General features: G+C 43.3%; 22 protein-coding genes and 1 rRNA gene. 20 read left to right on the top strand and 3 right to left on the bottom strand.

Features of this window, described 5'->3' with window-relative positions; all coding sequences use genetic code 11:
• The 4 genes from rrf to AC5ELV_RS24785 form a co-directional block, all read left to right on the top strand.
• Positions 1-88, top strand: a 5S ribosomal RNA gene (gene rrf / locus AC5ELV_RS24800); the annotation flags it as partial.
• A gap of 278 nt (positions 89-366) precedes the next feature.
• Positions 367-1218 carry an alpha/beta fold hydrolase gene (locus AC5ELV_RS24795; RefSeq protein ID WP_493432293.1) on the top strand — a complete coding sequence of 284 codons (852 nt, stop codon included), beginning with the start codon at positions 367-369 and terminating at the stop codon, positions 1216-1218.
• A gap of 270 nt (positions 1219-1488) precedes the next feature.
• Positions 1489-2211: a YjjG family noncanonical pyrimidine nucleotidase gene (locus AC5ELV_RS24790; protein WP_493432292.1), complete on the top strand. Its 723-nt coding sequence runs from the start codon at positions 1489-1491 to the stop codon at positions 2209-2211.
• Positions 2212-2757 (top strand): GNAT family N-acetyltransferase, encoded by a 546-nt coding sequence (locus AC5ELV_RS24785; RefSeq protein WP_493432291.1) that lies wholly within the window; start codon positions 2212-2214, stop codon positions 2755-2757. It abuts the gene before it with no gap.
• A gap of 124 nt (positions 2758-2881) precedes the next feature.
• Here the strand turns inward: AC5ELV_RS24785 and AC5ELV_RS24780 are convergent, their stop codons facing one another.
• Together AC5ELV_RS24780 and AC5ELV_RS24775 are read right to left on the bottom strand one after the other, a co-directional pair.
• Complete coding sequence (locus tag AC5ELV_RS24780) at positions 2882-5158, bottom strand: alpha-galactosidase (protein WP_493432290.1); 2277 nt, start codon at positions 5156-5158, stop codon at positions 2882-2884.
• Positions 5159-5240: 82 nt separating this feature from the next.
• Positions 5241-6227 carry a LacI family DNA-binding transcriptional regulator gene (locus tag AC5ELV_RS24775; protein WP_493432289.1) on the bottom strand — a complete coding sequence of 329 codons (987 nt, stop codon included), beginning with the start codon at positions 6225-6227 and terminating at the stop codon, positions 5241-5243.
• A gap of 177 nt (positions 6228-6404) precedes the next feature.
• Between AC5ELV_RS24775 and AC5ELV_RS24770 the strand changes: the two genes are divergently transcribed.
• The 16 genes from AC5ELV_RS24770 to AC5ELV_RS24695 all read left to right on the top strand — a co-directional run bounded on the left by AC5ELV_RS24770 (position 6405) and on the right by AC5ELV_RS24695 (position 25824).
• The gene (locus AC5ELV_RS24770; RefSeq protein ID WP_493432288.1) at positions 6405-8213 is read left to right on the top strand and encodes a sensor histidine kinase; all 1809 of its coding nucleotides are present in this window, start codon (positions 6405-6407) and stop codon (positions 8211-8213) included.
• Positions 8206-9312 (top strand): response regulator transcription factor, encoded by a 1107-nt coding sequence (locus AC5ELV_RS24765; protein WP_493432287.1) that lies wholly within the window; start codon positions 8206-8208, stop codon positions 9310-9312. The genes AC5ELV_RS24770 and AC5ELV_RS24765 overlap by 8 nt, the downstream gene beginning before the upstream one ends.
• Before the next feature lie 197 nt (positions 9313-9509).
• Positions 9510-10811: an ABC transporter substrate-binding protein gene (locus tag AC5ELV_RS24760; RefSeq protein WP_493432286.1), complete on the top strand. Its 1302-nt coding sequence runs from the start codon at positions 9510-9512 to the stop codon at positions 10809-10811.
• 77 nt (positions 10812-10888) lie between these two features.
• Positions 10889-11767 (top strand): carbohydrate ABC transporter permease, encoded by an 879-nt coding sequence (locus tag AC5ELV_RS24755; RefSeq protein WP_493432285.1) that lies wholly within the window; start codon positions 10889-10891, stop codon positions 11765-11767.
• A 28-nt stretch (positions 11768-11795) separates the two neighbouring features.
• A complete protein-coding gene (locus tag AC5ELV_RS24750; protein ID WP_493432284.1) occupies positions 11796-12638 on the top strand; it encodes a carbohydrate ABC transporter permease in 843 nt (280 codons plus the stop codon).
• 494 nt (positions 12639-13132) lie between these two features.
• Positions 13133-13834 carry a response regulator transcription factor gene (locus tag AC5ELV_RS24745; RefSeq protein ID WP_493432283.1) on the top strand — a complete coding sequence of 234 codons (702 nt, stop codon included), beginning with the start codon at positions 13133-13135 and terminating at the stop codon, positions 13832-13834.
• A complete protein-coding gene (locus AC5ELV_RS24740; RefSeq protein WP_493432282.1) occupies positions 13831-14817 on the top strand; it encodes a sensor histidine kinase in 987 nt (328 codons plus the stop codon). Before AC5ELV_RS24745 ends, AC5ELV_RS24740 begins: the two co-directional genes overlap by 4 nt.
• Before the next feature lie 101 nt (positions 14818-14918).
• On the top strand, positions 14919-15698 hold the full coding sequence (locus tag AC5ELV_RS24735) for an ABC transporter ATP-binding protein (protein WP_493432281.1): 780 nt from the start codon (positions 14919-14921) through the stop codon (positions 15696-15698).
• Positions 15664-17661: an FtsX-like permease family protein gene (locus AC5ELV_RS24730; protein ID WP_493432280.1), complete on the top strand. Its 1998-nt coding sequence runs from the start codon at positions 15664-15666 to the stop codon at positions 17659-17661. The genes AC5ELV_RS24735 and AC5ELV_RS24730 overlap by 35 nt, the downstream gene beginning before the upstream one ends.
• A gap of 209 nt (positions 17662-17870) precedes the next feature.
• On the top strand, positions 17871-18977 hold the full coding sequence (locus AC5ELV_RS24725; RefSeq protein ID WP_493432279.1) for a TolC family protein: 1107 nt from the start codon (positions 17871-17873) through the stop codon (positions 18975-18977).
• A 35-nt stretch (positions 18978-19012) separates the two neighbouring features.
• A complete protein-coding gene (locus AC5ELV_RS24720) occupies positions 19013-20485 on the top strand; it encodes an efflux RND transporter periplasmic adaptor subunit (RefSeq protein WP_493432278.1) in 1473 nt (490 codons plus the stop codon).
• Positions 20482-21219, top strand: a complete 738-nt coding sequence (locus tag AC5ELV_RS24715; protein WP_493432277.1) for an ABC transporter ATP-binding protein — start codon at positions 20482-20484, stop codon at positions 21217-21219. Before AC5ELV_RS24720 ends, AC5ELV_RS24715 begins: the two co-directional genes overlap by 4 nt.
• Positions 21216-22430: an ABC transporter permease gene (locus tag AC5ELV_RS24710; RefSeq protein ID WP_493432276.1), complete on the top strand. Its 1215-nt coding sequence runs from the start codon at positions 21216-21218 to the stop codon at positions 22428-22430. Before AC5ELV_RS24715 ends, AC5ELV_RS24710 begins: the two co-directional genes overlap by 4 nt.
• A 144-nt stretch (positions 22431-22574) precedes the next feature.
• The gene (locus AC5ELV_RS24705; RefSeq protein WP_493432275.1) at positions 22575-23516 is read left to right on the top strand and encodes a polysaccharide deacetylase family protein; all 942 of its coding nucleotides are present in this window, start codon (positions 22575-22577) and stop codon (positions 23514-23516) included.
• 39 nt (positions 23517-23555) lie between these two features.
• Complete coding sequence (locus AC5ELV_RS24700) at positions 23556-24032, top strand: RNA polymerase sigma factor (protein ID WP_493432274.1); 477 nt, start codon at positions 23556-23558, stop codon at positions 24030-24032.
• A 190-nt stretch (positions 24033-24222) separates the two neighbouring features.
• Complete coding sequence (locus tag AC5ELV_RS24695; protein ID WP_493432273.1) at positions 24223-25824, top strand: alpha-amylase family glycosyl hydrolase; 1602 nt, start codon at positions 24223-24225, stop codon at positions 25822-25824.
• Between the two features lie 331 nt (positions 25825-26155).
• On the opposite strand, the gene AC5ELV_RS24690 is transcribed toward AC5ELV_RS24695, so the two are convergent.
• Positions 26156-26938, bottom strand: coding sequence for an HAD family hydrolase (locus AC5ELV_RS24690; protein WP_493432272.1), 783 nt, complete (start codon positions 26936-26938; stop codon positions 26156-26158).
• Between the last annotated feature and the right edge of the window lie 8 nt (positions 26939-26946).

The following is a 26946-nucleotide window of genomic DNA, read 5'->3' as shown; positions in this document are numbered from 1 at the left end:
CGTACCCATCCCGAACACGACCGTTAAGCCCTCCAGCGCCGATGGTACTTGGACCGCAGGGTCCTGGGAGAGTAGGACGTCGCCAAGCAAATACAAGTATGACCTCAACATAAAAAACCGCGATTATCGCGGTTTTTTTGTTTCCAAAAAGATGTGCTTGTCAAAAATTCAGTATGGATCCCATAAGTCAAGACAAGTAAGACAAAAGTAAACCAGTTTTGTTTCTGAAAAAACCATGTTAAACTTTTCTCATAAAAACAAAGTACTTTCTGAGGTGAGTTATAGTGCTGGAACGATCTATGGAGAATACAAGGGAATTAAATTATGGAAAGGGAGTGATTAAAAAAAGAAAAGGAGACGATGAAGATGAGCACTTATCAAAGTGTTATTAGTGATGGATTTGAGCTGAAGTATTGTATAAGAGGTTACGGAAAGCCAATATTGGTGATAGGCAGTAGTATATATTATCCTCGCTTGTTTTCAGAAAATTTATATAAAAAATTCCAGTTCATTTTCCTGGATCATAGAGGATTTGTAAAACCGCCTCGAGTTTTAAAACATGAAGACTATACATTGGATAAAGTAATAAATGATATAGAAGCCGCCCGACAATACCTTAATCTAGATCAATTTATTATACTAGGGCATTCCGGGCATGCCTTTATGGCTTTGGAATATGCTAAACAATACCCGGACTATGTTCAAAAGGTGGTGCTTTTAAATTCAGCACCTACGAACAGCCAGGAAAGACAGCGGCAAAGCGCTGCATTCTTTTATGAAACGGCCAGTCCAGAAAGAAAGGAACGTTTTGAAAAGGACATTGTTTTATTAGAGGAAGATATCAAAAGAGACCCTGATAGAAGATTTGTTCACATGTGTATACGCATGGGAGCCCAGAGCTTTTATGATTATACCTATGATGCGGCTTACATGTGGAAAGATGTATATACGAACATGCCTATCATTGATTATTTATGGGGAGAAGTATTCGGTAACATGAATCTGATACAATCCTTGGCGGATGTCCATAAACCCGTATTTATTGGTTTGGGAAGTTATGATTATTTGGTTGCGCCAGTTTCTTTATGGGATATGGTCGATGATAGCTATACGAACGTGAAAAAGGTGATTTTTGAACATAGTGGGCATAACCCGATGTTTGAAGAACCTCATTGTTTTGATCAAACATTAGCCAAATGGATTAATGAAGATCACTAGTATTTTTGCTAAATCATCTCTTAGATGTTCAGTAGCCCGTAAAATGAACGTGAGCCTCATTTTACGGGCATTCTTGTTAAGTGGTATTTACCTTTTGCACCGATGAAAAATACTATGACTTTGTTATTAGTGACTTGACGGCTTAACTAGGTTCTGTATAATAACCGAAAGGAAATAATGTATTGTTAGTTTTTCGTTGTACTTCTATCTATCAGCTCAAAGGATCAAGCAGACTGAACAATTTAGTAAAGCAATGATATGGAGGTCGTTATGAAGTACGAAATTATTTTGTTTGATGTCGATGACACGTTGTTTGATTTTAAAAAGGCAGAGAGTCATGCGCTACATAATACGTTTACCCAATTTGGATTGCCCCAAGGGGCCACTGAATATAAAGCCAGTTATGATGAAATCAACAGTGCGTTATGGCGAGAGGCAGAGGAAGGACATATTACCTCAGCGCAACTGCGTGTGGAACGGTTTAAGCGATTATTTACTGTTCATGATCTAGACTTTAATCCAGATGCTTTTAGTGATGCATATTTACGTTATTTGGGTGAAGGTGCTTTTTTGATGGACGGAGCGATTGAATTATGTAATGTACTATCCGACTGTCGTTTGGCGATCATTACGAATGGAATCAAAGAGGTGCAAACCTCCAGAATTCAGCTTTCGCCGCTGCGTGATGTGTTTGAACAGGTAATTATTTCAGAGGAAGTGGGTTGCCAAAAGCCACAAGCTGGTATTTTCGATTACGCATTTACCAAGCTAGCCATTTCAGATAAAAGTAAGGTTCTTATGGTCGGTGATTCCTTGACCTCCGATATTCAAGGAGGCAACCAATACGGAATTGATACCTGTTGGTTCAACCCTGATGGGAAAACAAACGCGTCTAGCATTCAACCCACGTATGAAATAAAAAGCCTGATGGAGTTATCGAATGATGTGCTTTCAAAGCGTCTCGTACTGAATCATTCATCGGCGGAAATCTAGATGAATAATGTAGAAATCAGAAGGCCGAAAGTTAAAGACACCGAAAAGTTAAATGAATTGTTTAGAATTGTGATTGCAGACACGTTTGCTAAAGAAGGCATTGGTCATATGCTGGAAGACATAGAGGAGGAAATTGAGACTAAGAGGGTATATTTGGAAAGTGACTTTGAGAGTCATGGTGAACAGCGATATTTCTTAATCGCTGTAGATGGGAATCAAATAATGGGTTCTATTGAATATGGACCAGTAAGTGAACTAATAAGTAAATCTACCAATGATACATTTAAAAAGTTATGCGAGGTAGGAACTGTATTTGTTCACCCTGACTACCAGAAGATTGGGGTAGGGAATTTATTGTTGAAATCAATGTATCTAGCGTTGAAGAATAGAGGAGTAGAAGAATTTTGTTTAGATAGTGGGTATCGTACTGCACAAAGAATATGGGAAAAGAAGTTTGGAACTCCTGATTATTTATTAAAAGATTATTGGGGAGCAGGCTTTGATCATATGATATGGAAAATCAAAGTCAAGGATGTTATTAAATGATCAATTGCTTGGCAATCTCTTGTGCGTCTTCAATCCATGGGGACCGAAGTTATTAAAACAAGGCAGGCCGGAAAATCGGCCTGCCTTGCTTTAATTTTTTTATCGTCACTGACCGCATCTATGATTAGCAGGAGATCGCTTTAAGGCGGAAGGTAGAGCTGGCGAAATCTCCAGAGAGATCCGAGACAACAAGCCCAATTTTCATTAGGCGGTCACCTCCAAAAATTTCGCCATCAAATGCTACGCAGAAGGGGGAACCGCCATCTTCTACTAAGGTATTACTCGCATGGACTGCAGTGTTGCCCGTCGCCCCGTGTTCGATTATATACTTTTTATCTGGGTCAAGTCCTTTTAGAGTTAGTCGCCGGATGGGCCCATTCGGTTCAGCTAGTACACGGAAGTAAGCGGCAAACGCTTCGGATTGGTCTTCGCTAACGAACATCCAGGCCGTATCGCCTCGGCCCTCAAACGGACTAAGGAGTCGATACATATCTCCCTGCTGTACAAGGGAACGAATTTCCTTATACTGGGCGATTTGTTTGGCAGCGAGTTCCTTTTCTTCATTTGTAAAGGCAGTTAGGTCAAGTTCGTAGCCAAAATTTCCGCTCATCGCCACGTCGCCGCGTATAGCGAGGGAGGTGATTCGTCCCACCTGGTGATTCGGTACGTTCGATACGTGTGCGCCCATGGTACTGGCCGGATACACGATGCTTGTACCGTACTGGATAGCCAATCTTTCAATGGCATCGGTATCGTCACTGGTCCATGTCTGCGGCATATAGTAGAGCATTCCGGGATCGAATCGTCCACCGCCTCCAGAACAGCTTTCGAACAAGATGTCCGGGAACTGGGAGGTCAGACGTTCCATCAGATCGTAAAGTCCGAGCATATAACGGTGCGCAGTTTCCTTTTGTCGTTCGCTAGGAGATGTAGCTGAAGCAATCTCCGTCATGTTACGGTTCATGTCCCACTTGACATAAGTAATCGGAGCGATCGAGAATACGGAGCTAAGCGTCTCGTACAAGTAGTCGCATACTTCCTTGCGGGAGAGATCGAGCACCAGTTGGGATCGGCCTTCCGTCCGCCGCCGACCTTCTGCATGCAGGCACCAGTCGGGATGGGTGCGGTACAGTTCACTATCAGGTGATACCATTTCCGGCTCAACCCACAAGCCAAACTGTAATCCTTGTTCATTAACCCGTTTGGCCAGATCGGCAAGGCCGCCAGGCAGCTTTCGGCGATCTTCAAACCAGTCCCCAAGCGAATTGTCGTCGTTGTCGCGCTTACCAAACCAACCATCATCTAGAACAAAGAGCTCAATTCCAAGGGGCCCTGCTTCCTTGGCAATCGCTTCGATTTTGTCGGCGTCGAAGTCGAAATACGTGGCTTCCCAATTGTTCACGAGAATCGGACGCTCTTTGTCACGGTAAGCTCCCCGGCACAGACGTGTGCGATAGAGTCGGTGATAGGTGCGTGACATGCCTCCAAGACCTTCTTCGGAAAAGACCAATACGGCTTCAGGAGTCTGGAATGACTGACCCGGCTCAAGCCGCCAGGAGAAGTCAAAGGGATTGATTCCGATACTTACACGAGTCTGATTGAACTGCTCTACTTCCGCCTGTGCGACGAAGTTGCTGCTGTAGATTAGACTGAAACCGTACACATCCCCATGATCTTCAGTCGCATCAGGACGAAGCAGTGCCAGAAAGGGATTCATTTGGTGGCTGCTGGAACCCCGTCGGCTCTCGAGCCGAATGGAGCCGGGTCCGAGATCGCGGCGTTGGATATGTCTTTCCCGAACCCAGGCTCCAGGTAAGTAGAGAGCTTGGTAGTTGGAATCGGCGAAGTCGACAGAGGCGCTCATGGCGTGTTCAATATTCATGGTAGCGCTTCCCTTTTGTTCAAAAAGAGTAGACCTAGCAATGGCACTGTGATTCGCAAATACAGTATAGAGCAGAGTAGTCTTAAGCCCAGAGTATTGATCTTCAAGGATCAAAAAGAGGGTTGTGGCTTCATCATCCGATTCGGTATAGACGGAAGGAAGTCCCTCGAGCTTTGGTTTACCCGGTTCAATACGGTAACCACTATATTTCAGCTCCGTAGTCCGAGTTCCGTCCGCAAGTGTAACCTGGTAAGCTGGTTGACGAAAGTCGCTTGTTCCATACTGGGGGTATTCCTGTGGAAGCGTGTCCAAAGAAATTGTACGGCTGGAAGAAACGGGAGTGGGAGAGAAGGAGCAACGCTCCCTAAGCTCCAATATACTTGCGAGACTTTGGTCATGATGAAGTTGAGCTCCCCAATAGACATGTGCGGGATATCCTTCTACAAGCTGGATAATATAGCTGCAATCCTTGGACTGCAAATGAAACAAACCAAGTGCCTCGTTAACATGAATGTTCATGATATTCACTCCTTAGGGGTTTATCATTATTGTTTTACGTAAGGATACTAATCAATGACAACAAGACTCTCAAGTACTGATGTTAGCCTTTTTTGCATGAGCTCTCCCGAATGACAAGCTTAGTCCCGATCACGCTGTACGCAGGTGGTTCACGCCCCTCAAACCGTTCAGAGAGCAGTTGCACGGCAGCCTTTCCCATCTGTTCAGGGTAGGCACGGACAGTGGTTAGCGGAGGCTGTACGAAGGCTGCCATCTCAATGTCGTCGAAGCCGACAACAGCCATATCTTCTGGTACTTTGACTCCATGGCCATGAAGGGCGCGGAGGGCACCAATAGCGAGCGGATCGCTTGCAGCGAAGCAGGCTGTCGGTCGTTCCTGTTGGGTTAGGAGTTCGTTCATCATAAAATAACCATCTGCGGTACTCCAGGCACCTATACGGACGAATTGAGGATTGTACAACCCCTGTTCCCGCATGAATCGTTCAAAATAATGCGCTCTTCGCTCACCGTCGCTCTTACCGCCGATAAATCCGATTTGTCGGTGGCCAAGCTCAAGTAGATGTCCGAGTGCCTGATCAACAGCTTGCCGGAAATGAAGTCGTACAGAATCATACTCCAACTGTTCATGGTACTGGTCGACAAGGACAATGGTGTTCTTATCAGGATGAAGTTTGAGTACCTCCTCAGGATCAACGCCGCCCACAACAATCAGACCGTCCGCCTTCTGCAGGGTACCGATGGATGAGCGGCCACGCAAGGTCTGCCCCAACGTCAGGCCAAGCTCTTCACAGCGCAGTTCGATTCCACGGCGGATCGAGGCGTAATACGGATCGTCTCTTTCCTCCTCAATAGAACACCACAGCAGGAGGGAGACCGTCTTCCCGGCACGTTCCGTGTTCTGCTTTAATTGTCTCAGCCGGGAAGGCTTATACTCAAGCTGTTCAGCAATTGAAAAAATTCTGTTTTTGGTGTCTGGGCTCACGGACAGAGACAAGTCGTTATTTAAAACCCTCGAAACGGTTGCGGCAGACACACCCGCTTCGCGGGCAATGTCTTTAATGGTTGCCAAAAGAACTCACACCTTTTTAGTTAATAATTTTACTAAAAATCGACTTTATCCTAACACATCTCTGAAGCACTTTCAAGATGGATGGTTGAATTTTTTTAACTTTATTTTTGATCTACTACTGTACAGATTGTTTGTGTTAACATGATGAATATTCTCTTGATGACGGAGGGGTTCTAGTTGAATATTCTGTCACTAGCTCGTAAGTGGTTTGGTCGACTTCGTTTTAAAAGCAAAGTTATAACGGTATTTCTTCCGCTAATTATTGTTTCTCTGCTTACTCTCGGACTGTTGTCCAACCAGCTTTTCAGCCGTTCTTTGATAGACCGAACCACCAGCAACGTGGTTGATGAGTCTCAGCTTATCTTGTCTCGGACCGATTACATATTCAGCAGTGTGGAAACGGCGGCCAATATTATGGTCACGAATATTAACCGAATGTATGATTCATACGGTGCCAAACCTGACACTGCCATGGAGCCTATTCAGTTTGGAAACTTGATGCAGAGCCGTCTATCCATTGATTTGTCAATCTTTCGTGAGGTGGATGCCGCTGTATTCATTGATAATGAAGGGACAATTTTTGCCTCTTATACCGAAAGCGGTGATGATCGTAAGATCTATAGCATGCTTAAGCGGGTAAGAGAATCTGAAAGTTATGGACAGGCCCTCTGGTTTGATATGGAGAAGAGGGATTTCCTAACACCAGATCCGAGCTCTCCGGTATTGACGCTGGGGAAGACGGTCATTAATATAAACACCGGCGAACCCTATGGAACGCTTTTTCTGTTAGTGCAGGAAGAAGGTTTGTCCGATTACTTTCGTTCCAGCGATCCAGATGCACCCAAATCTTATTATTTTTTAGATAATGAAATGCGCGTGGCTGTGGCAGAAGACAATGAGATGCTGATGAATCCGGTGAATCCACAGCTGGGTGAGGCTATCCAACGTTGTGCACCTAATGCATCCCATGGAACGTGCTCATTCGAGGATGAGGGCAATCTGGTAACGGTCACTGATTATACCCGAATGGATTGGAAGTTGGTCAATATTGTATCTCTTAGCCTGCTCATGGCTGATGTCCGGCAAAATGTTAGATTGTCGCTCTTAATCGGCGTGTTATGCCTTGTTTTTTCCTGGCTGGGTGCTAGCTTTCTATCCAAAATGGTCGTTAGCCCTCTCGAACAACTAACTGGGGCCATGCGAAAAGTAGTAACTGGTGATTTGCAAGCGGTTACGACAGTCCGCACAGAGGATGAGATCGGTACCATTGCTGAAGCATTTAATTTTATGGTAAGACGAGTTCGGGAGCTGCTGGAAGAGGTAAGGCAGGAACAGAACCGTAAACGTGAATATGAGCTCGCACTGATAAGTGCACAAATTAAACCACATTTTCTGTACAACACTTTGGATACCATTTATGCACTCAATGAGTTAGATCGTAATGAAGAGGCTAGAGATACTACAAAAGCGCTGGCAGATTTTTATCGAATGGTGCTGAACAAGGGACGGGAACTAATCACTTTAGAAAAGGAAGCTCAGATTACTGATGATTACCTGACGATTCTGCAAATCCGTTATCCCGATGTGTTTCGCTATGAAGTGGATATCCCTCCTGAGCTTGCAGGTACACCGATCCCGAAGCTCTCGCTTCAGCCGCTTGTCGAGAATTCGATTTACCATGGTCTTAAGAAGAAAGAAACAAAAGGTTTTATCCGCATTTTCGCCTTTAAACAGGGCGATAAGGTGGTCGTTCGAGTGGAGGACAACGGTGTGGGGATGGACGAAATACAGGTTCAGACCATTATGTCCAGACATTTGCCGGAAGAAGGAATACGGTCAATCGGTACCTACAGTGTTCAGCAACGACTGAGTCTGTATTTTGGCGAAGAGTATGGGATATCCGTGCAAAGTGTTCTTGCGGAGGGAACAACTATTGACTTGTCGCTGCCGATGCTGCCAAAGGGGAGTGAACACCAAGATGTATAAAGTAATGATTGTCGATGATGAGCCGCTGTTCCGAGACTTTCTGCGTATGAAGATAGATTGGGAAAGTTATGGTTTTCGGGTTTGCTGCGAAGCAAGGAACGGACAGGAAGCACTTCAAGAAGCCGAGCGGCATCAGCCGCATCTCGCCCTCGTAGATATCAATATGCCCTTCATTGATGGAATTGAATTAGCCGAGAGGTTGAAAGTCAAGTTCGAACGCATCGTTATTGTATTCATATCCGGACATAACGAATTTGAATACTTACAGAAGGCGGTTCGAACCGGAGTACAGGATTATTTGTTGAAGCCGTTCAATGCAGAAGAAATGCTCTCGATGTTGGAACGTATTAAGCCGAAACTACCGGTGTTTCCGCAGGAGAACGAAAGTACCGAGTGGGGTAAGCATGGTAGCGAAGCGTTGCACGGCAGAGCAAGTATGCCTGATTTGGGTCATCTGCGTGATGCGGTCGTGCTAGACCTTCGATTGAAAGACAGTGAAACATTAGAGGAAGTCCGTAAGGCAATCCAGCAGCTTAGTATGTATAAGTGGGGGGATGAATACGCGGACGCAATGCTTATGGGAATCGTATCTCTAGCACTTTCTTTTGCAAGTGAACGTGGCATTCCTTATGATCGGCTATGGGATGAAGGTTTGAACAAGTTTCCTTACGACCGGCTGCGGGAGTTAGATTCCTGGGAGACTGCTGAAGGTTGGATGCTCGCCCTGTACCGCAAGCTGATTCAGTTGATGGAGAATATGCGTCCTACGAAGGCTTCCAATTTGTTTGCGGCGGCGATCACCTATATTGAGGAACATTATGCAGACACAGAGTTGTCTGCTGAGCAGGTTTCGTCTGGGGTTTTCGTCGATCCCAGCTATCTGCGACGCGTCTTCCGCAAGGAGTCCGGCTTCTCCATAGTGGATCATATTACACACATCCGGATGAAAAAGGCTAAGGAACTCTTGCTGAACAGAAATCGGAAGTTGTCGGAAATCGCTGAAAGTGTTGGATACAGTGACCCCAATTATTTCAGCAAATGCTTCAAGAAACGCTTTGGCATGACACCGACTGAATATGAGCAACTCCAAAAAAGGTAGATGTTGTCCTGCGAGGCAGGACAACATCGATTTAAGCCTGGCGGTTTTCCTATATGGAGAACCGCTGCTCTATTTGTCCCGTTTTTTACTGATTATGCCCGTTTTATTCCTTAATCAAGAAAAGAAGCGGCAGTATACTGTAATCATGCAAATGAAAGCGTAAACATAAAACACACTGCATAAGGGGGATTAAACAAATGAAAAAAACTTACAGAAGCTGGAGTGCAGCTTTGCTAGTGCTCACCATGTCTATTGGATTGGTCGCTTGCGGGGGAGACAAGTCAGCTTCCTCCGAGGGCGGGACGGGAGACACAACGATCAAATTGAAAGTATATGCGCAGCATTTTGACGCCGATACCACGAAGCCGTTCGATTATGCGGTGGAAGAACTCAAAAAGGACATGCCAAACGTTGAGATTGAACTGGATCCTGCCGTTCAGGACGGATACCAGAAGCTGAAGACTTATGCAGCGACAGGAAACATGCCGGACATTTATTTCACGGATTGGCCAACTCTACAAACTTTAGCAAAATCGAAAAATGTCGAGGTGCTGGACAACTATGAGACAACGGCTAAATTCAAGGAGAATCTTAATCCGGGTGTTGAATCTCGTTTAGTAGCTCCAGACAATCATGTGTATGCTTATCCGGATACAGGCATTGAATTCCAGCTTATCTATTACAACAAGTCGATTTTTGAGAAGGCGGGGATCGAAACGCCGATTAAGACGATTGATCAGATGGGCGAAGCAGCTAAAAAGTTGAAAGCTGCAGGTTATGTGCCCATGTCGATCTTTGCCAAGGAAAAGTGGATTACGACTGCTTTTTATAATGGGCTGGTTACAAGAGAGCAGCCCCAAGGATTCGGAGCACTTGATCAGAAAGGTGTAAAAGCATTGCCGGAAGCGTTCGTAACGGCAGCACAGCAGATGAAGCAATTGCAGGAAGCCGGATTGTTCGACGCAAATGCAACGAACACCAATTATGATCAGGCATCGTCCCTGTTCTATCAGGGGAAGGCTGCCATGTTTGTGAACGGACAATGGGAAATTTACAGTTCACAGGAAAAGCTGGGCGACCAGGTAGACTGGATGTACTGGCCAGCAAAGGATGAAGCAACCTACGAGAAGTCCAAATATTTTATCGACGGCGCGGGTTCGCCACAGGGTTACGCAGTATCGTCGAGTAGCGAGAACAAGGAAACTGCCGTAAAGGTAGCAGCATTCCTTGCGACAAAGTCAGCCGAGTACAAATATACCCAACTTGGAAGTCCAATCATTTCGCCGAAAGTGGATAAGCAAATTGCCTCCAATGTTCCAGCAATGATGCAGCGAGTCGCCGAAGAGTTGCTGCCAAACGCCAAGGAATATGCTCAGCTTCTGAGCAATACCAAAATTCAGAACACAATCAATGACAACACCCAGAATCTGATGGTGGACAACTTTTTGGTAGAGGGTTTTGTGAACAATCTGAACAGTACATTGGAGAAAGAAAACTGAAAATCCAGGGACAAGCAACCCCTGGCGACATAAGACGTTGGGGGAGCCGTCCCGAAAATAAGGGGTGTAAGCAATACATGAATAAATATTTGGGGAACAAACCGGCGCTGGCACTGTTTCTGCTCCCTGCTTTGATTCTATACAGTGTGATCCTGATTTATCCCGTTCTGCAGACCGTTCTTCGTAGCTTTTATGATTGGGATGGCCTTAGTACGCCGATCTTTTCGGGATTGAGTAATTACCGGGAGCTATTTTCCGATCCTTTACTTTCTACTTCGCTTAAGAACGGATTGATATTTGCCATTGTACTGGTGGTCTTTCAGATTGGACTGGGAACGCTATTGGCGCTGATCTGTGCAGACCAGCGTACACGCGGACGCAAAATACTGAAAACGGCTTATTTTATTCCGGTTGTTCTGTCGGTAACTGTGGTGTGCCAGCTGTGGATCGCCATTTACGACCCGACCAACGGGCTGATCAACCGGCTGTTCGATCTTTTGAATATTCAGTATCAGCAAAATTGGCTGAGCTCCCCGACAGCATCGATTATTGCCATCGCCTTCGTTAATGCCTGGCAGTTTATGGGGTATCAATTCGCGCTGCTATATGCAGGAGTTAAGTCAGTACCTGGGGACTACTTTGAAGCCGCCACGATTGACGGTTGCAGCAAATGGAGAGCGCATCTGCATGTTACACTTCCTCTGATGAGGGAAATGTACAAATTTTGTTTCATTATAGCGATTACCTCTGGGATAGGCGCCTTTGTGCAGATGCTGATTATGACCAACGGGGGACCTGGTACTACAAATTATACAATGACATTTATGATTTACCGCTATGCTTTTATGGAGAGCAACTATGGCTATGCGTGTGCTGTATCTGTGCTGCTTGTACTGATCTCGCTGCTGGCAACTGTAGTTATCAATAAGTTGTTCGACCGCGGACAAACCGCCTGATAAGGCGTGTATTGAAAAGGAGAACGAAATGAGTAAAACCGCTTTGAGCAAGTTCAGACAAGCAGTTCTGCAGATACCGCTGTGGCTGTATGTGATTGTTTCGATCTATCCATTGTTCTGGATGGTTTCCTACTCGTTGAAGAACAATGATGAGATATTTGTTACCAACCCATTCGGACTACCAACGCATTTTCGTTACGAAAATTACATCAATGCCTGGACGCAATTTAATATTCCTCGTTACTTTCTGAACAGTCTTGTCGTATCAACGATTTCGACTCTGCTCATCCTTTTACTGGCACTGATGTTTGCCTTTGCAGTGGCGCGCATGAGGTGGAGGTTTCGATCTGCTGTCCGAACTTATATGATCATAGGAATGTTTATGCCGCTACAGGTTATCATGATACCGCTGGCGATTCTGGTTCGCGATTTTCATCTTACGAATACGTATGGAGCTCTTATTCTTCCCTATATCGCAATTGGCCTTCCTTTCTCGTCAATGATTTTCTATGGGTTTCTGGCAGGAATTCCCAAGGAGATTGAAGAGGCGGCATGTATGGATGGAGCTAATATTTATAGACTGTTCCTCAAAATCATTATGCCGCTTGCAATGCCTGCAATTGCGACTGTAGCCATTTTTCAGTTCTTGAACAACTGGAATGAGTTCACTTTGGCCTATATTTTGATTTCTGATGAAAATATGAAGACCTTGCCGCTAGGCTTACTTTTTTTCCAGGGCTCCTACAGCACGGATTGGGGAGCCATGGGAGCTGTTATGACTATCGCTTCCCTACCGATGGTACTAGTCTATCTGTTTTTGAGTGAACAAGTGGAGCGGGCGATGACGGTAGGTTCCGCTGTAAAAGGATAGAAAGGATTAACTGCCCGGGCTTGAGAATCAGAAATAGATTCTTTAACCCGGGCAGTTTTGTTATGTACATACGCTACTAGTTCAATCCGACAATGGTTTGTGGCTAATCAGAAACCTTACAGCAAAATAAAGGTTTTTGTAAGTTTCAACTGTTGTTCATTACGTAGAAGCTAATTATGATGTTAAATAGCTATGTAAGGAAAGAAGTGAGCAGACTTTGAAAGATCTAAAGCAAACTTTCAATGAAACATTGAAAAATCGTAAAAGATCCATTATAACAGCCACAGTTATCGTTATTATAATTATATTGTTAATCACTCTGGTGTTTGGCACCATGCATATTATTCGGGATTCAATATACACCACTATAAAAACCTCCTAAGTCTACAACCAAATGGGGCTAGTTTGTTGCTATTGCTTGAACGACCAAATAAAGGCATTATATAGAGAAATCAGTTGTTAAAAATTCAAGCACTAAGAAGGTAGAAAACACGATGCAAAAGATATTAATAATAGAGGATGACCCTCAAATCAGTTCCTTGCTCCAATCCTATCTTGAGAAATATGGTTATCAAGGCATTATTGTTTCAAATTTTGATCAAGTTCTGTCTATCTTTCAAGAGGTAAAGCCTGATCTGGTACTACTTGATGTGAATCTACCTCGCTTTGATGGATTTTATTGGTGCAGGCAAATACGGACTCAGTCTACATGCCCCATCCTGTTTGTGTCTGCACGTGATGATAAAATGGATCAGGTCATTGCTTTGCAAAACGGAGCAGATGATTACATTACGAAACCATTTTATCCCGAAGTACTGTTAGCCAAAGTAGAAAGCAATCTGCGACGTGCCTATGGTTCTTATGCCGTAGCTCCAAAATCACGTTCCTTAAATGTGTCAGGTTTGACGCTATATCCCGATATTATGGAACTTCAGTTTCATGACAAGCAGGTAGAAATTAGCCAGAAAGAAGCAGCACTGCTAGAGCTATTGATGACGTATCCTAAGCAGGTTGTGGGTAGAGTTCATCTCTTAGAGGCTTTATGGGACGATCACCAATATGTTGGCGAAAACACTCTGAATGTTTATGTCACTCGGGTCCGCAAAAAGCTGAGTGAGTTGGGACTGGGGGATATCATAGAGACGGTTAGAGGGGCTGGTTATCGCCTTCACTTGACTGAGGAGGAAGAACGGTGAAGCTTTTTTGGCGCGACCATTTTTCGCTGGTCATTTTTAATATCATCCAACTTTTTCTTGTGTTAAGTATCTATTGGATGGATGGTTACCATAACTGGGCGACGGCCCTGTATTCCGTCTTTTTTGGGTCCATCCTATTAGTAGTCTATTTGCTGTTCCGATACGTTATGTATTCTGGTTTATATCGCATATTATCCACTACAAACATTAGAGATTTAGATGAACTTATTCAAAGGAAGGTACTTAATCCGTTAGCCTCCTCTTTACAACATTTGCTTTTACAATATTACCGATTGTATCAGTCCCGAGTTCATCAGTTAGAACATCAGCAACACGATCATATTACGTTTATCAATCAGTGGGTTCACCAGATGAAAACTCCTCTTTCTGTTATTCATTTAATCCTCAAAGGAAAAATAGATCCCGAATCGGATCAGATTCACGATGAGATAGATCGGATGGGAAAAGGACTAGACATCATTTTATATATGTCACGGTTGGAATCCTTTGAACCTGACTTTCATGTCGAGCCTGTTGTATTACGAAAACTGGTTAGTGATGTGATTTATGACAACAAAAGATTATTGATTCGCAACGAAATTTATCCTTCCAATGAAGTGGACGAGCAGTTGAGTGTGATTACCGATGCCAAGTGGCTAAGATTCATAATTAACCAATTGGTGACCAATGCGGTGAAATACTCTTCAGGTCATGCCCACAGCCTGAAACTAAAATCTGACGTAAGAGAGCATGTCATTGTATTGGAAGTACAGGATGAGGGGATTGGTATCCCTAAAAAAGACGTAGAACGGGTATTTGAGGCTTATTACACAGGTGAAAATGGACGGAAGTATCGTGAATCAACCGGGATGGGACTCTATTTGGTGTCTGAAATCTGCAAAAGGCTGAATCATGACATTCAACTGAAATCGACGGTTGGTGAAGGGACGACGGTTCAAATCCTGTTTTCAATTCGCAAATGAGAAACCTTACAACACATTTAAGGTTTTTGTAATGTTAATCGGTCGCTTCACTTATCTGGATGGATTATGATCATAACATAGGAAAAAGAAAGGAATGAATTATGGAGATTGTACGAATGGATCAAGTCACCAAAATATACTATGGCAAGGTTCCCTACCGAGCCCTTAACAACATCCATTTAACGATCAAACGAGGCGAGTTTGTTGCTATTATGGGGCCGTCTGGTAGTGGGAAGACTACACTATTAAACATGATTTCGACCATTGATATGCCGACTTCTGGCGAGGTTTGCATTAAAGGGGAAAATCCACATCAACTCAAGAAGGATAAGCTGGCTTTATTTCGTCGCAAAGAGCTGGGACTTGTATTTCAGGGCTATAATTTGCTGGAAACCCTCACTTTGGGAGAGAACATACTGTTTCCGCTGATGCTGAATAAAAAAGGATTAAAGGAAATGGAGCACAAACTGGAAGAGGTAGCGAAGAAACTGGATATTTTTGATATTTTGGATAAACGGCCTTATGAGGTGTCAGGGGGACAAAAGCAACGGGCAGCCATTGGTAGGGCTATTATTCACTCTCCTTCACTCTTGCTCGCAGATGAGCCCACTGGAAATCTTGATTCCGAGTCTTCACGTGTTGTGATGGAAATGCTGGGACTTATCCACCGTGTAGATTATTCCACAATCGTGCTGGTAACACACGGTGCAATGGAAGCCAGTTATTGTGATCGGGTAATTTTTATTAAAGATGGTGAGTTATATAATGAAATCCACCGTAGTCACAGTCAGCAAATATTTTTTCAGGAAATCATAGATATGCTCTCCTTTTTGGGGGGAAATAGACATGCACATGAGCTTTCGTCTGTTAGCATGGAATAATCTCAAACGCAATGCGCGTGCTTACATTCCTTATTATTTAAGCAGTTCTTTGATGATTACGATTTTTTTCGTATATGCGATATTTATTTTTCACCCGGATGTCTCAAATGCAATCACCGCAGTGAATGTAAAAAAGGGATTACAAGTTGCTGATCTATTGATTTTTGTATTTTCCTTTTTTTTCGTATTGTATACAAACAATATTTTCGTTGCTGCACGAAAGAAAGAATTTGGTATACTCACCATTTTGGGAGCACGTCACAGACAAATTTATTTTTTGGTCGCATATGAAAATCTAATTATAGGCTTTTTATCCTTGATTACCGGCATTATCGGAGGATTTGTTTCAGCGAAATTCTTTCTACTTTTGGGTTCCAATGTCATAGGAATGTATTTAACATTTTATTTTCCTTGGAAAGCACTGGCTTTCACCGTGGTTGGTTTTATGTTTTTGTATATATTGATCTCACTTGTGTCTGTTTTCTTCATACGCCATTTTAAATTACAGCAGCTTTTTAGCAAGGTTCCACAGTTCAAAAAGGAATTAAAAGCTTCATGGAGTCTGTCTTTTCTTGCAATAGCGTTAATAGGAGCGGCTGTATATTTAATGAAGCTTGATTTTCCACCATACATTTATCTGGCACCGTATCGTTTAGGGACTCTCTCCTTTTATATAATGCACTATTCAGTTGGAGACACATTTAAATATACAATTTCAATGGGGATTATTGGTACTTACTTGTTTTACAGTCAATTATGTGCACTATCCATTCAATTGCTTAGAGCTAACAAGAAACGGTCTTGGAGCGGAACACGTTTGTTATGGTTATCTGAGATCATATACAAAATGAGGAATAATGCCGGGCTTTTTTCATTGATTACCCTTATTTCTATCATTTTTTGTGTAGGAGCAGCGTCAACTTTTGACTCCATGCAGCAGCAAAAAAGATTTCTTAAGGAGCAATCTTATTCATTTGCACTTTCTTCTGATGTTGTAAGTTCTATAGAGCTTGAAAAAGATATTGACCAAAATCTTTATACGGCTGGGGTGGATTATTCGAAAAGTGAAGTACTGATCTTTCCCTTTCGTGAACAGTTCGCACCTGTGATGGAACAATCCAACTATGAAGCTCTTGCTTCCAGGTTTAAGGAACTAAAACAGGCAACTGTGCTTCGGGATCATCAAGGCTTTTTCATTTTTGATTCAAACGGGATGTCTTTAGAAGAACAGAAAACCTTTTTTGAAAGAAATCTAACTTACAATCAAGGGAAATCTCACATTATGAATATTCAAATTATGGATACTCAGAAGATAGACCCTAGCATAAAGTTTGATGGAAACATCATCTCTGAATTAGGAAGGTTACTTGTTGTTTCAGATAGAACTTACGACCATTTAGTTGAACAACGGTATTTCAATGATCCATTAGCATACAAATCTGTTTACTACTTTGTGCCAAAATGGAAGAATGGTCAACTTTCCTTGGAAACTTCTGAAACTCAAGAAGAGGTTTGGTTGTATTCCGTGCTGGCCAACAAGGTGAATAAAGGGGCGCTTAACTCTAGAGCAGTGGATTATTTGACATCGGAGACGGATCTGAATATTAGTAAATTTATTGGTGGATTTATCGCTATTATCATGTTGGCAAGTATTGTAAGCCTGCTATATTTCAGATTGTATGTAGATCTTCAACGGGATGAGGAAATATACCTGGTTCTATCCAAAATCGGACTAAGCTCAAGGGAAATGAGACAAGCTGCATCCAGAGAAATTGCATTCCTTTTTCTTCTGCCATTAGTCGTATCATCCGTAGGAGTAGTGCTTTGTTTATCTGGAATATATGTAGTACCCTTTCATCTTACGGTTATTCAAATTATGCTTTGCTTTTGGGCAATCCAATTCTTTTCCTTTCTTATTGTACGTTTCCTGTACCTTCGTCAATTGGATTTAAAGATGTTATAAGGAACGATAAGCTGTGTGCAAAAAAGTTGCAGAAGGGAGGAGTGGTTCCTCCTTTCTGGAATCTCCACGGATTATAGACGATGAAGCTCTCAATTCACGATTTCCTTGATGGGGAACCATACAAAGAAATTGTAGTGTAGAGGAAGAATTATAATTCATATAACAACGTATTTATTAGGCTTAATAAACTTAGAAAGAGAGGGATATCTATGAAAAAAAGTGTGTTTATTTTATTGTTGTTGGCCTTATCAACCAGTTCTTTTTCAGGGTCCTTTGTTCAAGCAGAGGGGCAGCAATTGGCTTCCAATGCAAGTGTGAAACTAACATTGAGTCAAGCCCAGCAATGGGCACGGTCTAATAGCTTTAGTTTGAAAGAAGCCCAGCAAACGATAGATCGGAACCGGATTAACCTAAAAAATGCAGGTAAGAATCTGGATTTCATTCCAGCAGGCGCAGGCAACGGTGAAGAGGACGCGGCTAGTAGTTCTGCTTGGAAGGGGTATGCCTCATCGACGGTTTCTTATTTGGAATCCAAGAAGCAAATCGAACTTGCTCAAGATCAGACAGACTACACCACAATGAAGGACTATTACGACGTACTTTTGGCTGACAACAAAGTGAAGAGTAGTGAGGATGCACTTTCGCTTGCGTTATTGGAGGAAAAAGCTGCTGAGGCGAAAGCCAACCGTGGAAAAATTTCTCCAGGTGAACAAAGCACCATTATTCAGACTCGTTTAGAAGCAGAAAAGAATGTAGAGATTGCAAAAGCTGCGCTGCGAAAAGCGATGGATTCACTAAATACGCAAATGGGCCAACCTCAAGGTTCGGTGTATGAACTGGTTGATCGACCTGTTTATCGGAAGATGGACAACACAAATTTGGATACGCTTGTAACGCGTGCAATCTCGGCGAGTCCTTCGGTTTGGAGGCAGGAGGAGGCTGTCAAGCTGGCAAAAATGGAAGTTAAATATTACACATGGAACTCGGGAACGGACGATTATGAAATTAAACAGATTGATGTAGACTCAGCGGAAGGCGGACTCAAAAATACCAAGGATCAATTGGCAGAATCACTAAAGAGTATCTACTTTAACTTACAGCAAAATGATGAACAATACGAACAAATGCAAAGTAATTTACAGAACGCTATTAAAGTGTTGGACATATCTCGTAAAAAAAGGGAACGTGGATTTGCCACAGGTACGGAGGTCGCCACGAATCAGTTAAAAGTGAAGCAAATTGAACGGAATAAGGATGAACTCATTATTCAAATGACAATGCTGCAACATGCTTTAAACAAACCGTGGAGCGTATAGGTTTTAGAAAAAATACATTTTAAGGGGATATAACATTGTCGGAAGCAGAAAAGAAAGATGCATTGCAAGTATTAAGAAGGAAAAAAAGATTGAAAGGGATCATAGGTATTCTTGTCTTGATTATTATAGCGGGAATTGGCAGTACTGTTTATATGAATAGAAGTCAGGAAAAGCCCGTGGAGGGTCCTGCGAACCAGATCGTACAGGTACAGAAAACAAACATGACCGAATCGCTTAAAGTAACTGGAACCGTTCAGGCTTCTAAGGAAGTCAATATCAATTTTACAAATGTTGAGGGTGCCAAGCTCATTGCCGTCAATGTCAAAGCAGGAGATAGTGTCAAAGAGGGTCAGGTGTTGGCTCGTTTGGATGATTCAGATTCCAAGTTACAAATTAAAAATGCCGAATCCAATGTAGCGATTGCACGAGCCAAGGTGGAAGAAGCCAAGCGTGGACCAAAGGCTAGTGATATTGAGCTCCAGAAGGCAAATGTCCTAAAGGCACAGATGGCGATAAAAACAGCCAAGGACGGAATGGAATTAGAGGAAGCCACTGCACAAAAAGAGGCAGCTAAGATGACTTTGGATAAAGCCCAGAAGGATTATGATGACCAGACTTATCTAGTCCAGAATGATGCAGCTGCAGAAAGTGACCTGGCGACGGCCAAGCAAAACCTTGATAAGGCAAAATTGGATATGAATAATGTTGAACTTCAATACAAGAAGGCAAAGAATCGACAAGTTCAGGCGATTGAGGACGCGGAAATGGGCTATAAAACGGCTTTAATACAATTAAAGGCAGCACAGTCCCCGCCTGATGCCTCTAATATTCAATCCGCACAGGCTTCTTTACAACAGGCTGAAACGGAATTGGAACAGAAGAAAAGTGTTCTGAACAAATTACAGGTTACGGCACCGTGGGATGGAATTATTTTGAAGGTCAATGGCGATGTGGGTACCAGTCCTACAGCACCTTTCATTGTTATGAACAACTCCAATACAGGCGTTATGAAGGTTAGTGCCAAGGTTAACGAAAGTGATATCGCTAAATTGAAGACTGGACTTCAGGCTACGATGCACACGAATTCATTCCCGGACAAACAATTTAAGGGCGAAGTCCTCTTTGTTTCTCCAGAGCCGGTTACCGAATCCAATGTGACTACATACAAAATTGAATTGTCTTTGGATAGTCAAAAGATAAGACTACAACCGGGGATGAACATGGATGTATCACTCCTCTTGGCTGAACATAAAGATGCGTTGTCTGTTCCATTGTTCGCATTGAGATCCGATGGTGGAGTGGATGGAGTATATGTAGCAAAGAACCCGGCTAACCCTGCAGATTATGAATTCAGACCGGTGAAGCTGGGGGTCTATACAGCGGATCAGGCCGAAATCAAGTCAGGTGTCAAGGAAGGCGAAACCATTGTTATTCCGCCTCAGGGTGGTAGTGCTGGTCCGAATGGTAGTCAAGAGGGTCAAGACCCTGATGGGGGTCAGGCTCAATGAATGAAGCTCAATCGAATGCAAGCGTTATTGAAATTAAAGAATTAAAAAAAGTATATGAGGTAGGCGGTCAGGAGATTCAGGCTCTACGTGGTGTTGATTTATCTATTAGCGAAGGTGAGTTTGTTGCCATAATGGGCCCCTCTGGTTCGGGTAAGTCCACTATGATGAATGTCATTGGTTGTCTTGATCATCCTGATACCGGGAAATATTATCTGGATGGGTATTCCATATTGGATGCTCGTGAGAACGAGCTTTCCGAGATTCGAAATCAGAAACTGGGTTTTGTGTTTCAGAAATTCTATCTACTTCCCCGAACTACAGCATTAGCAAATGTAGAGCTACCTATGATGTATGCAGGTATACCTGCCAAGGAACGCCGGGAACGAGCTGTGGAGGCGCTTAGAAGTGTGGGGCTTGCAGAACGGATGTACAACAAGCCTAATGAGCTATCTGGTGGTCAGCAGCAACGTGTCTCCATTGCGCGTGCGTTGGTGAATAATCCTGTTATTCTGCTGGCAGATGAGCCTACGGGGGCACTAGATACAAAGACGAGCGTCGAGATTATGGAGCTGTTTCAAGGCTTGAATGAACAGGGGAAAACCATTGTCTTGGTTACTCATGAGCTGGAAATTGCCGAATATGCCAAGCGACTGATCAGCTTTCGAGATGGGAATATTGAGCGGGATGAGAGCATTATGAATAGAAGAATTTCATCAAGGATGGCAAGCCTATGAATTTAATGGAAACGATCCGTGTATCAATTAACAGTTTAACGACCAATAAGCTGCGCTCCTTTTTAACAATACTCGGTATTATTATCGGGGTGGCAGCGGTTATTGCCATTATGGCGATTGGAAACGGCTCTACAACCCGCATAAAGGCGGAAATTAATAAATTAGGGAATAACGTATTGATGGTTGCGCCAGCTATGACAATGGTCGATGGGGGAATAGATTATGACAACACGCCATCGTTTACTTGGGCTGATGTCGAGACATTGGAACAAAAGAATTCCATAGATGCATTGATGCCAAATATAACGAGCAATTCAAAGGCTACGTGGGGGCGATATAACTATAACGCCACTATTGTAGGGACTTCCGCTTCATTCTATAAAGTCAAAAAGTTTTCCTTTGCCGAGGGCAGAACATTTACCAACGATGAGATGGATAAACGCATGAATGTCGCCATTCTTGAAAGCCAAGCGGTTCAACGTCTTTTTGGTGGAGATACCCAAAATGTATTGGGGCGAACGTTTCAAATTAAACAGATTCCTTTCAAGGTAATTGGAGTATTAAATACTCAGCCAGTAACGAAATTAAGCTACAGCACTAATGAACAAATTTACATCCCTGCTACAACCATGATGAACCGTCTGGGTGAGAAGAACATTACAGGATTGGACGTGTCCGCCAAGTCACCAGCTTTGATGGATCAGGCACGTTCAGACATATTGGAAAGCTTGCGTGTGACGCACCAGCTAAAACCCTCGGAACCGGATCAATTTCAAATTATGAGTCTGTCAGAGGCAGCAGGTGCAGCTTCCGGTGTAGATAGTATCATGACCAGCCTACTGGGTGGGGTAGCCGCGATATCCCTTGTGGTAGGGGGAATTGGAATTATGAATATTATGATGGTTTCAGTTATAGAACGTACAAGAGAAATCGGTATTCGAAAAGCTATTGGCGCCAAGCCGAGAGATATAATGATTCAATTCCTGTCTGAAGCAGTCATTTTTGGTCTCTTAGGAGGTACAATCGGGGTTATAACAGGCATAGGGGCATCCAAGATACTTGAGGCAACTGCACATATGACCATTGAATTTACGATCTCGCCTATCATATATTCGTTTCTTAGCTCTGCGGGCACAGGCATTCTATTTGGGGTATATCCGGCTTATAAAGCAGCAAGTTTGAAGCCTATAGATGCATTGAGATACGAATAATTCCCATTGGAATTCGCAGCAAAATGAAGCGAAACAGCCAGTCTCTCCATTCTGAGAAGGCTGGCTGTACTTATATCTTTTTAGGAACTTTTGATGGCATCCACCCTTGGAAAATATGGTTTTATATTTGGAGGAACATAAGCTATGGAAAAAATCTATACACATAATAGAACAAGAGCGCATCGTATAAGGAGAAATCGAAGAAGATTATTGATTATTATTACTATTATAATCGTTCTAATCGCTATAAAACTCTTTGACATGTTTGATAGTAAGCAACCACCAGTAAAGACGATCGAATTTGCGAATGAAGTAAATGCGGTGTCAACGGACAAATATAATAACAAATCAGAGGGGATAGCATCCCCACAAAAAAATGAAGCTGGCGTTGAAGATGCGGCATTTGTTGAAAAGTACTTAAATCAACAAATGCAAGGGCATCGGCCCGATGGGATAGACGGTAAAAAGGTTGTCTATTTATCTTTTGATGATGGACCATCGGTCACCGTAACGCCTAAAATATTAGATGTTCTTAAAGAAGAAAATGTGAAAGCGACGTTTTTTGTGGTAGGAAAAGCAGTAGAAGAAAATGAAGTGGCTGAAAAAATAACAAAAAGACTAGTTAAAGAAGGACATGCTATCGGAAATCATACCTATTCACATGACTATAGTTATTTATATCCTAATCAAACTGTGAATTCTAGCATTTTTATGAACGATATTGAAAAAACAAATCAAATTTTAAAGCAAATATTGGGGCAGAATTTTTCCACAAGAGTGATTCGATTGCCAGGTGGCCATATGACATGGCAGAGAAATGATCCCGATGGTATGGAAGTGCTGGACAAAGCTCTACATGATAAGGATTACCATCAGATTGACTGGAATGTGTTACCTAAAGATGCAGAAGGTGTGCCTAAGAATGCTGAACAATTAATTCGCGAATTCATAAGGAACATGGGGACTAGAGAAAAAGCAGTGGTACTCATGCATGACACTTATGGGAAGGAAGAAACAGCCAAAGCCTTGCCTGAAATCATAAGATATTTAAAAAAGCAGGGATATGAATTTAAGACTATAAAGTGACTTACCGATTCCAATCGAACAGAAAGGATAAACAATAATATGGACATTAAAGAGCTGGAAAATCTATATTTTTCTTGTAAATCAGAACTCATGGGCTATCTTTTGAGGAAATTGCATAACAAACAGGATGCCGAAGATTTGTTGCATGAGTGCTTTATTCGGTTTATAAGAGCTTCACCTGACTTGCCTCAAGATCGTATTCGATTTTATCTTCTGAGAATTGCCAAAAATTTAGCTATAGATTTAATAAGAAAACGAAAAAAGATGGATGAATACAACTTACGCAAGAAGCTGCTCTACTATCACTGGGATACCCTCGATTTTGAAATTCAGGAGGAGGTCAATCGAATTCTTTTGATGGCAAGTAATACCGAGCAAAGGACGGTACTTGAATTGCGTTTAGTCCGAGGATACTCCATAAAAGAAACAGCTAGAATCTTAAACAAGAGTGAAAATTCAGTAAAGTCTTCGCTGCACAGAGCTTCAAAACGCATTAAATTAAGATATATTTCCTGAACTGATTTGGTCGACAGCAATTTCTTAAAGAGGAGTAGACATAGAGTCTGCTCCTCTTTTCGCTCGATACAGAGATAAAACAATAAGATCGATATTTTCCACCATAATAGATAATAAATATCCCCTTTTTTTGGATTGTTTCTATTTATAATGAAAACGCACCCATAACAATCAAAGGAGCTGATTTGTTTTGACACGTAACAAACGCTTAAGAAGATTGTCCACCGCCATGTTAACGGTGCCTATGCTCACGATGTTCGCTTCAGGTGCAATGGCAGAGCAGGAAATGAACGGACATAAGCCTCCGGTTTCTACTGGAAGCGGCGTATTTTATGAAATTTATATCAATTCTTTTTATGATTCGAATGGAGATGGACATGGTGATTTGAAAGGAATTACACAAAAACTTGATTACTTAAACGACGGCAAACCCCATTCGGGCAAGGATTTGCAGGTCAGCGGCCTCTGGCTTATGCCCCTAAATCCATCTCCAAGCTACCATAAATATGATGTAACTGATTACTATCAGGTGGACCCGCAGTATGGGAGTCTAAATGATTTCCGCACCTTGATGAAAGAAGCGGACCGAAAAGGCGTCAAGGTGATCATGGACCTTGTTATCAATCATTCGAGCAGCGAGCATCCATGGTTCAAGGAGGCCAGTGCCAACCCACAAAGCAAATTCCACGACTATTACGTCTGGGCGGATGAGAACACAGATTTGGAAGAAAAGGGCTCATGGGGTCAGCAGGTATGGCATAAGAATCCGAATGGCGAAGGGTATTTCTACGGTACGTTCTGGTCAGGCATGCCGGATCTGAACTTCGACAATCCCGAAGTGCGCAAGGAAATGATCAAAGTCGGCAAGTATTGGCTGCAGCAAGGTGCAGACGGGTTCCGGCTTGACGCAGCGATGCATATTTTTAGAGGACAGACGAAGGATGGTGCGGATAAAAACATTGCCTGGTGGAATGAATTCCGTTCTGAAATGGAGAAGGTAAATCCAAATGTATATCTGGCAGGTGAGGTATGGGACAAACCGGAGACCATAGCTCCTTATTACGGACCGCTCCACTCCCTTTTTAATTTTGACCTGGGCGGAACGATTTTGAACTCCGTGAAAAACGGCCAGGATCAGGGTATCGCGACATTCGCCGAGAAAACGCTGCAACTGTACAAATCGTATAATAAGGCGGCGCTCGATGCTCCGTTCCTGAGCAACCATGACCAAACCCGTGTCATGAGCGAACTGGGCGGGGATGTGCGAAAAGCCAAGCTTGTCGCTTCCATTCTTTTGACGCTTCCGGGTCAGCCGTTCCTCTATTACGGGGAAGAAATCGGTATGAAGGGAGAAAAGCCTGATGAGTATCTTCGTGAGCCTATGCGCTGGTACAAGGGAGATGGCCCCGGTCAAACGACGTGGGAGGAACCCAAATACAACACAGGCGAGGTATCGGTGGAAGCGCAGCTGAGGGACGATGATTCCCTGCTGGAAAGCTACCGCACACTCATCCGTCTGAGGGAAGAACATGAAGCTCTACGCAGCGACAGTTTGCAACCTATACAATCAGGTTCTGTCAGCGTGACCGCTTTTAAACGTACTTCAGGCAAAGAAGCATTGTATGTATATCATAACCTGTCTGGAAAGCCGATTACCCTGCAGCTGAAAGATTCCGATAAGGGTAAATGGAAAGTGGTCTTCTCCACCTCAAAGAACGTGAAGGTGAAGAAAGGAACAGTTACAATTCCGGCTTACAGCTCTCTGATTACCGAAGAAGACAGAAAGGGCTGAACATACGCAAAATTACCGTTCAGATGAAGCAGGATATATATCGATGAATCTGGTTTGGGGTGTTAACAGCACCCCATTTTTCTATATGAGTTTTGCTGCATACGAATAGAGGATTTAAAACCGTCAGAAGATCAGTTATATGTCAAAAGGATAGTTTTTACGACTGTTGTGTGTTGAACCGGGAACGTACGTGTTCTAACTATACCGATTCGACGTAGAGCACGCCCCTTAGAGTACACACAGGGAATGATAATGACATTCTCCAGTGTATATTCCAAGGGGCATTATTTAATACCCTTAATCATAGAAAAGATCGGACGATTCCATATGATTATAAAGGGGGTATGCCTTCCGGTACATTTCGGCTCTTGCTCTTAGCAAGCAACTGCTCATCAAACGGCAAATTCTCTTTGATCGCCCACAGGTCGTCATAGCTGAGAATCCAGCGATCGGCTTTGGACAGATCCTGCCGGCCGGAGCCGGGGTTGTGGAAGCCGATGCAGTGCATACCTGCACTTTTGGCTGCCTGGACCCCGTTCTGTGAATCCTCAATAACGATGCAATGGGCCGGTGCAATGTCTAGCTGCTCGGCGGCGTATAAGAAGATGTCCGGTGCCGGCTTACCCTGCAAAACCTCTTCACCGGTGATTCGAATGTCGAAGTAACGACCAAGTCCTGTCTTTTCCATAATGAGATCAATCAGCGCCCGTGGAGAGGATGAGGCCACCGCGACCGGAATCCCTTTCTCTTGCAGCCAGTCCAGCCACCGCTCCAGTCCGTCAATCGCCACAAGTCCCTCGTGTGCAATCATCGTCTGCATCACATTTTTTCGGTGATACGACAGGGCCTCTTCCACCGTATTGGTGAGCTGATGTCTGGTCAGTACCTGACGCCACATAGATTCGAGTGTCACTCCAACATAGGTATGGTGCTCTTCTTCTGTCATGGACGCACCGAAATGGGCAAAGGAATTGCGCTCGATCTCAAAATAAATCGGTTCGCTGTCTATTAGCACCCCGTCCATGTCGAAGATGACTGCCTTGACCGGAACGGACGCTGATAGGCCTCCCAAGCATTCATTATTTGGTTGCACATCATGATGAACGGTTGTCATGTCCATTC

This window comes from Paenibacillus sp. NMA1017 (assembly GCF_058895805.1).
The sequence above is the reverse complement of the archived record's forward strand: the minus strand, read 5'-3'. Positions and strand labels throughout refer to the sequence as shown.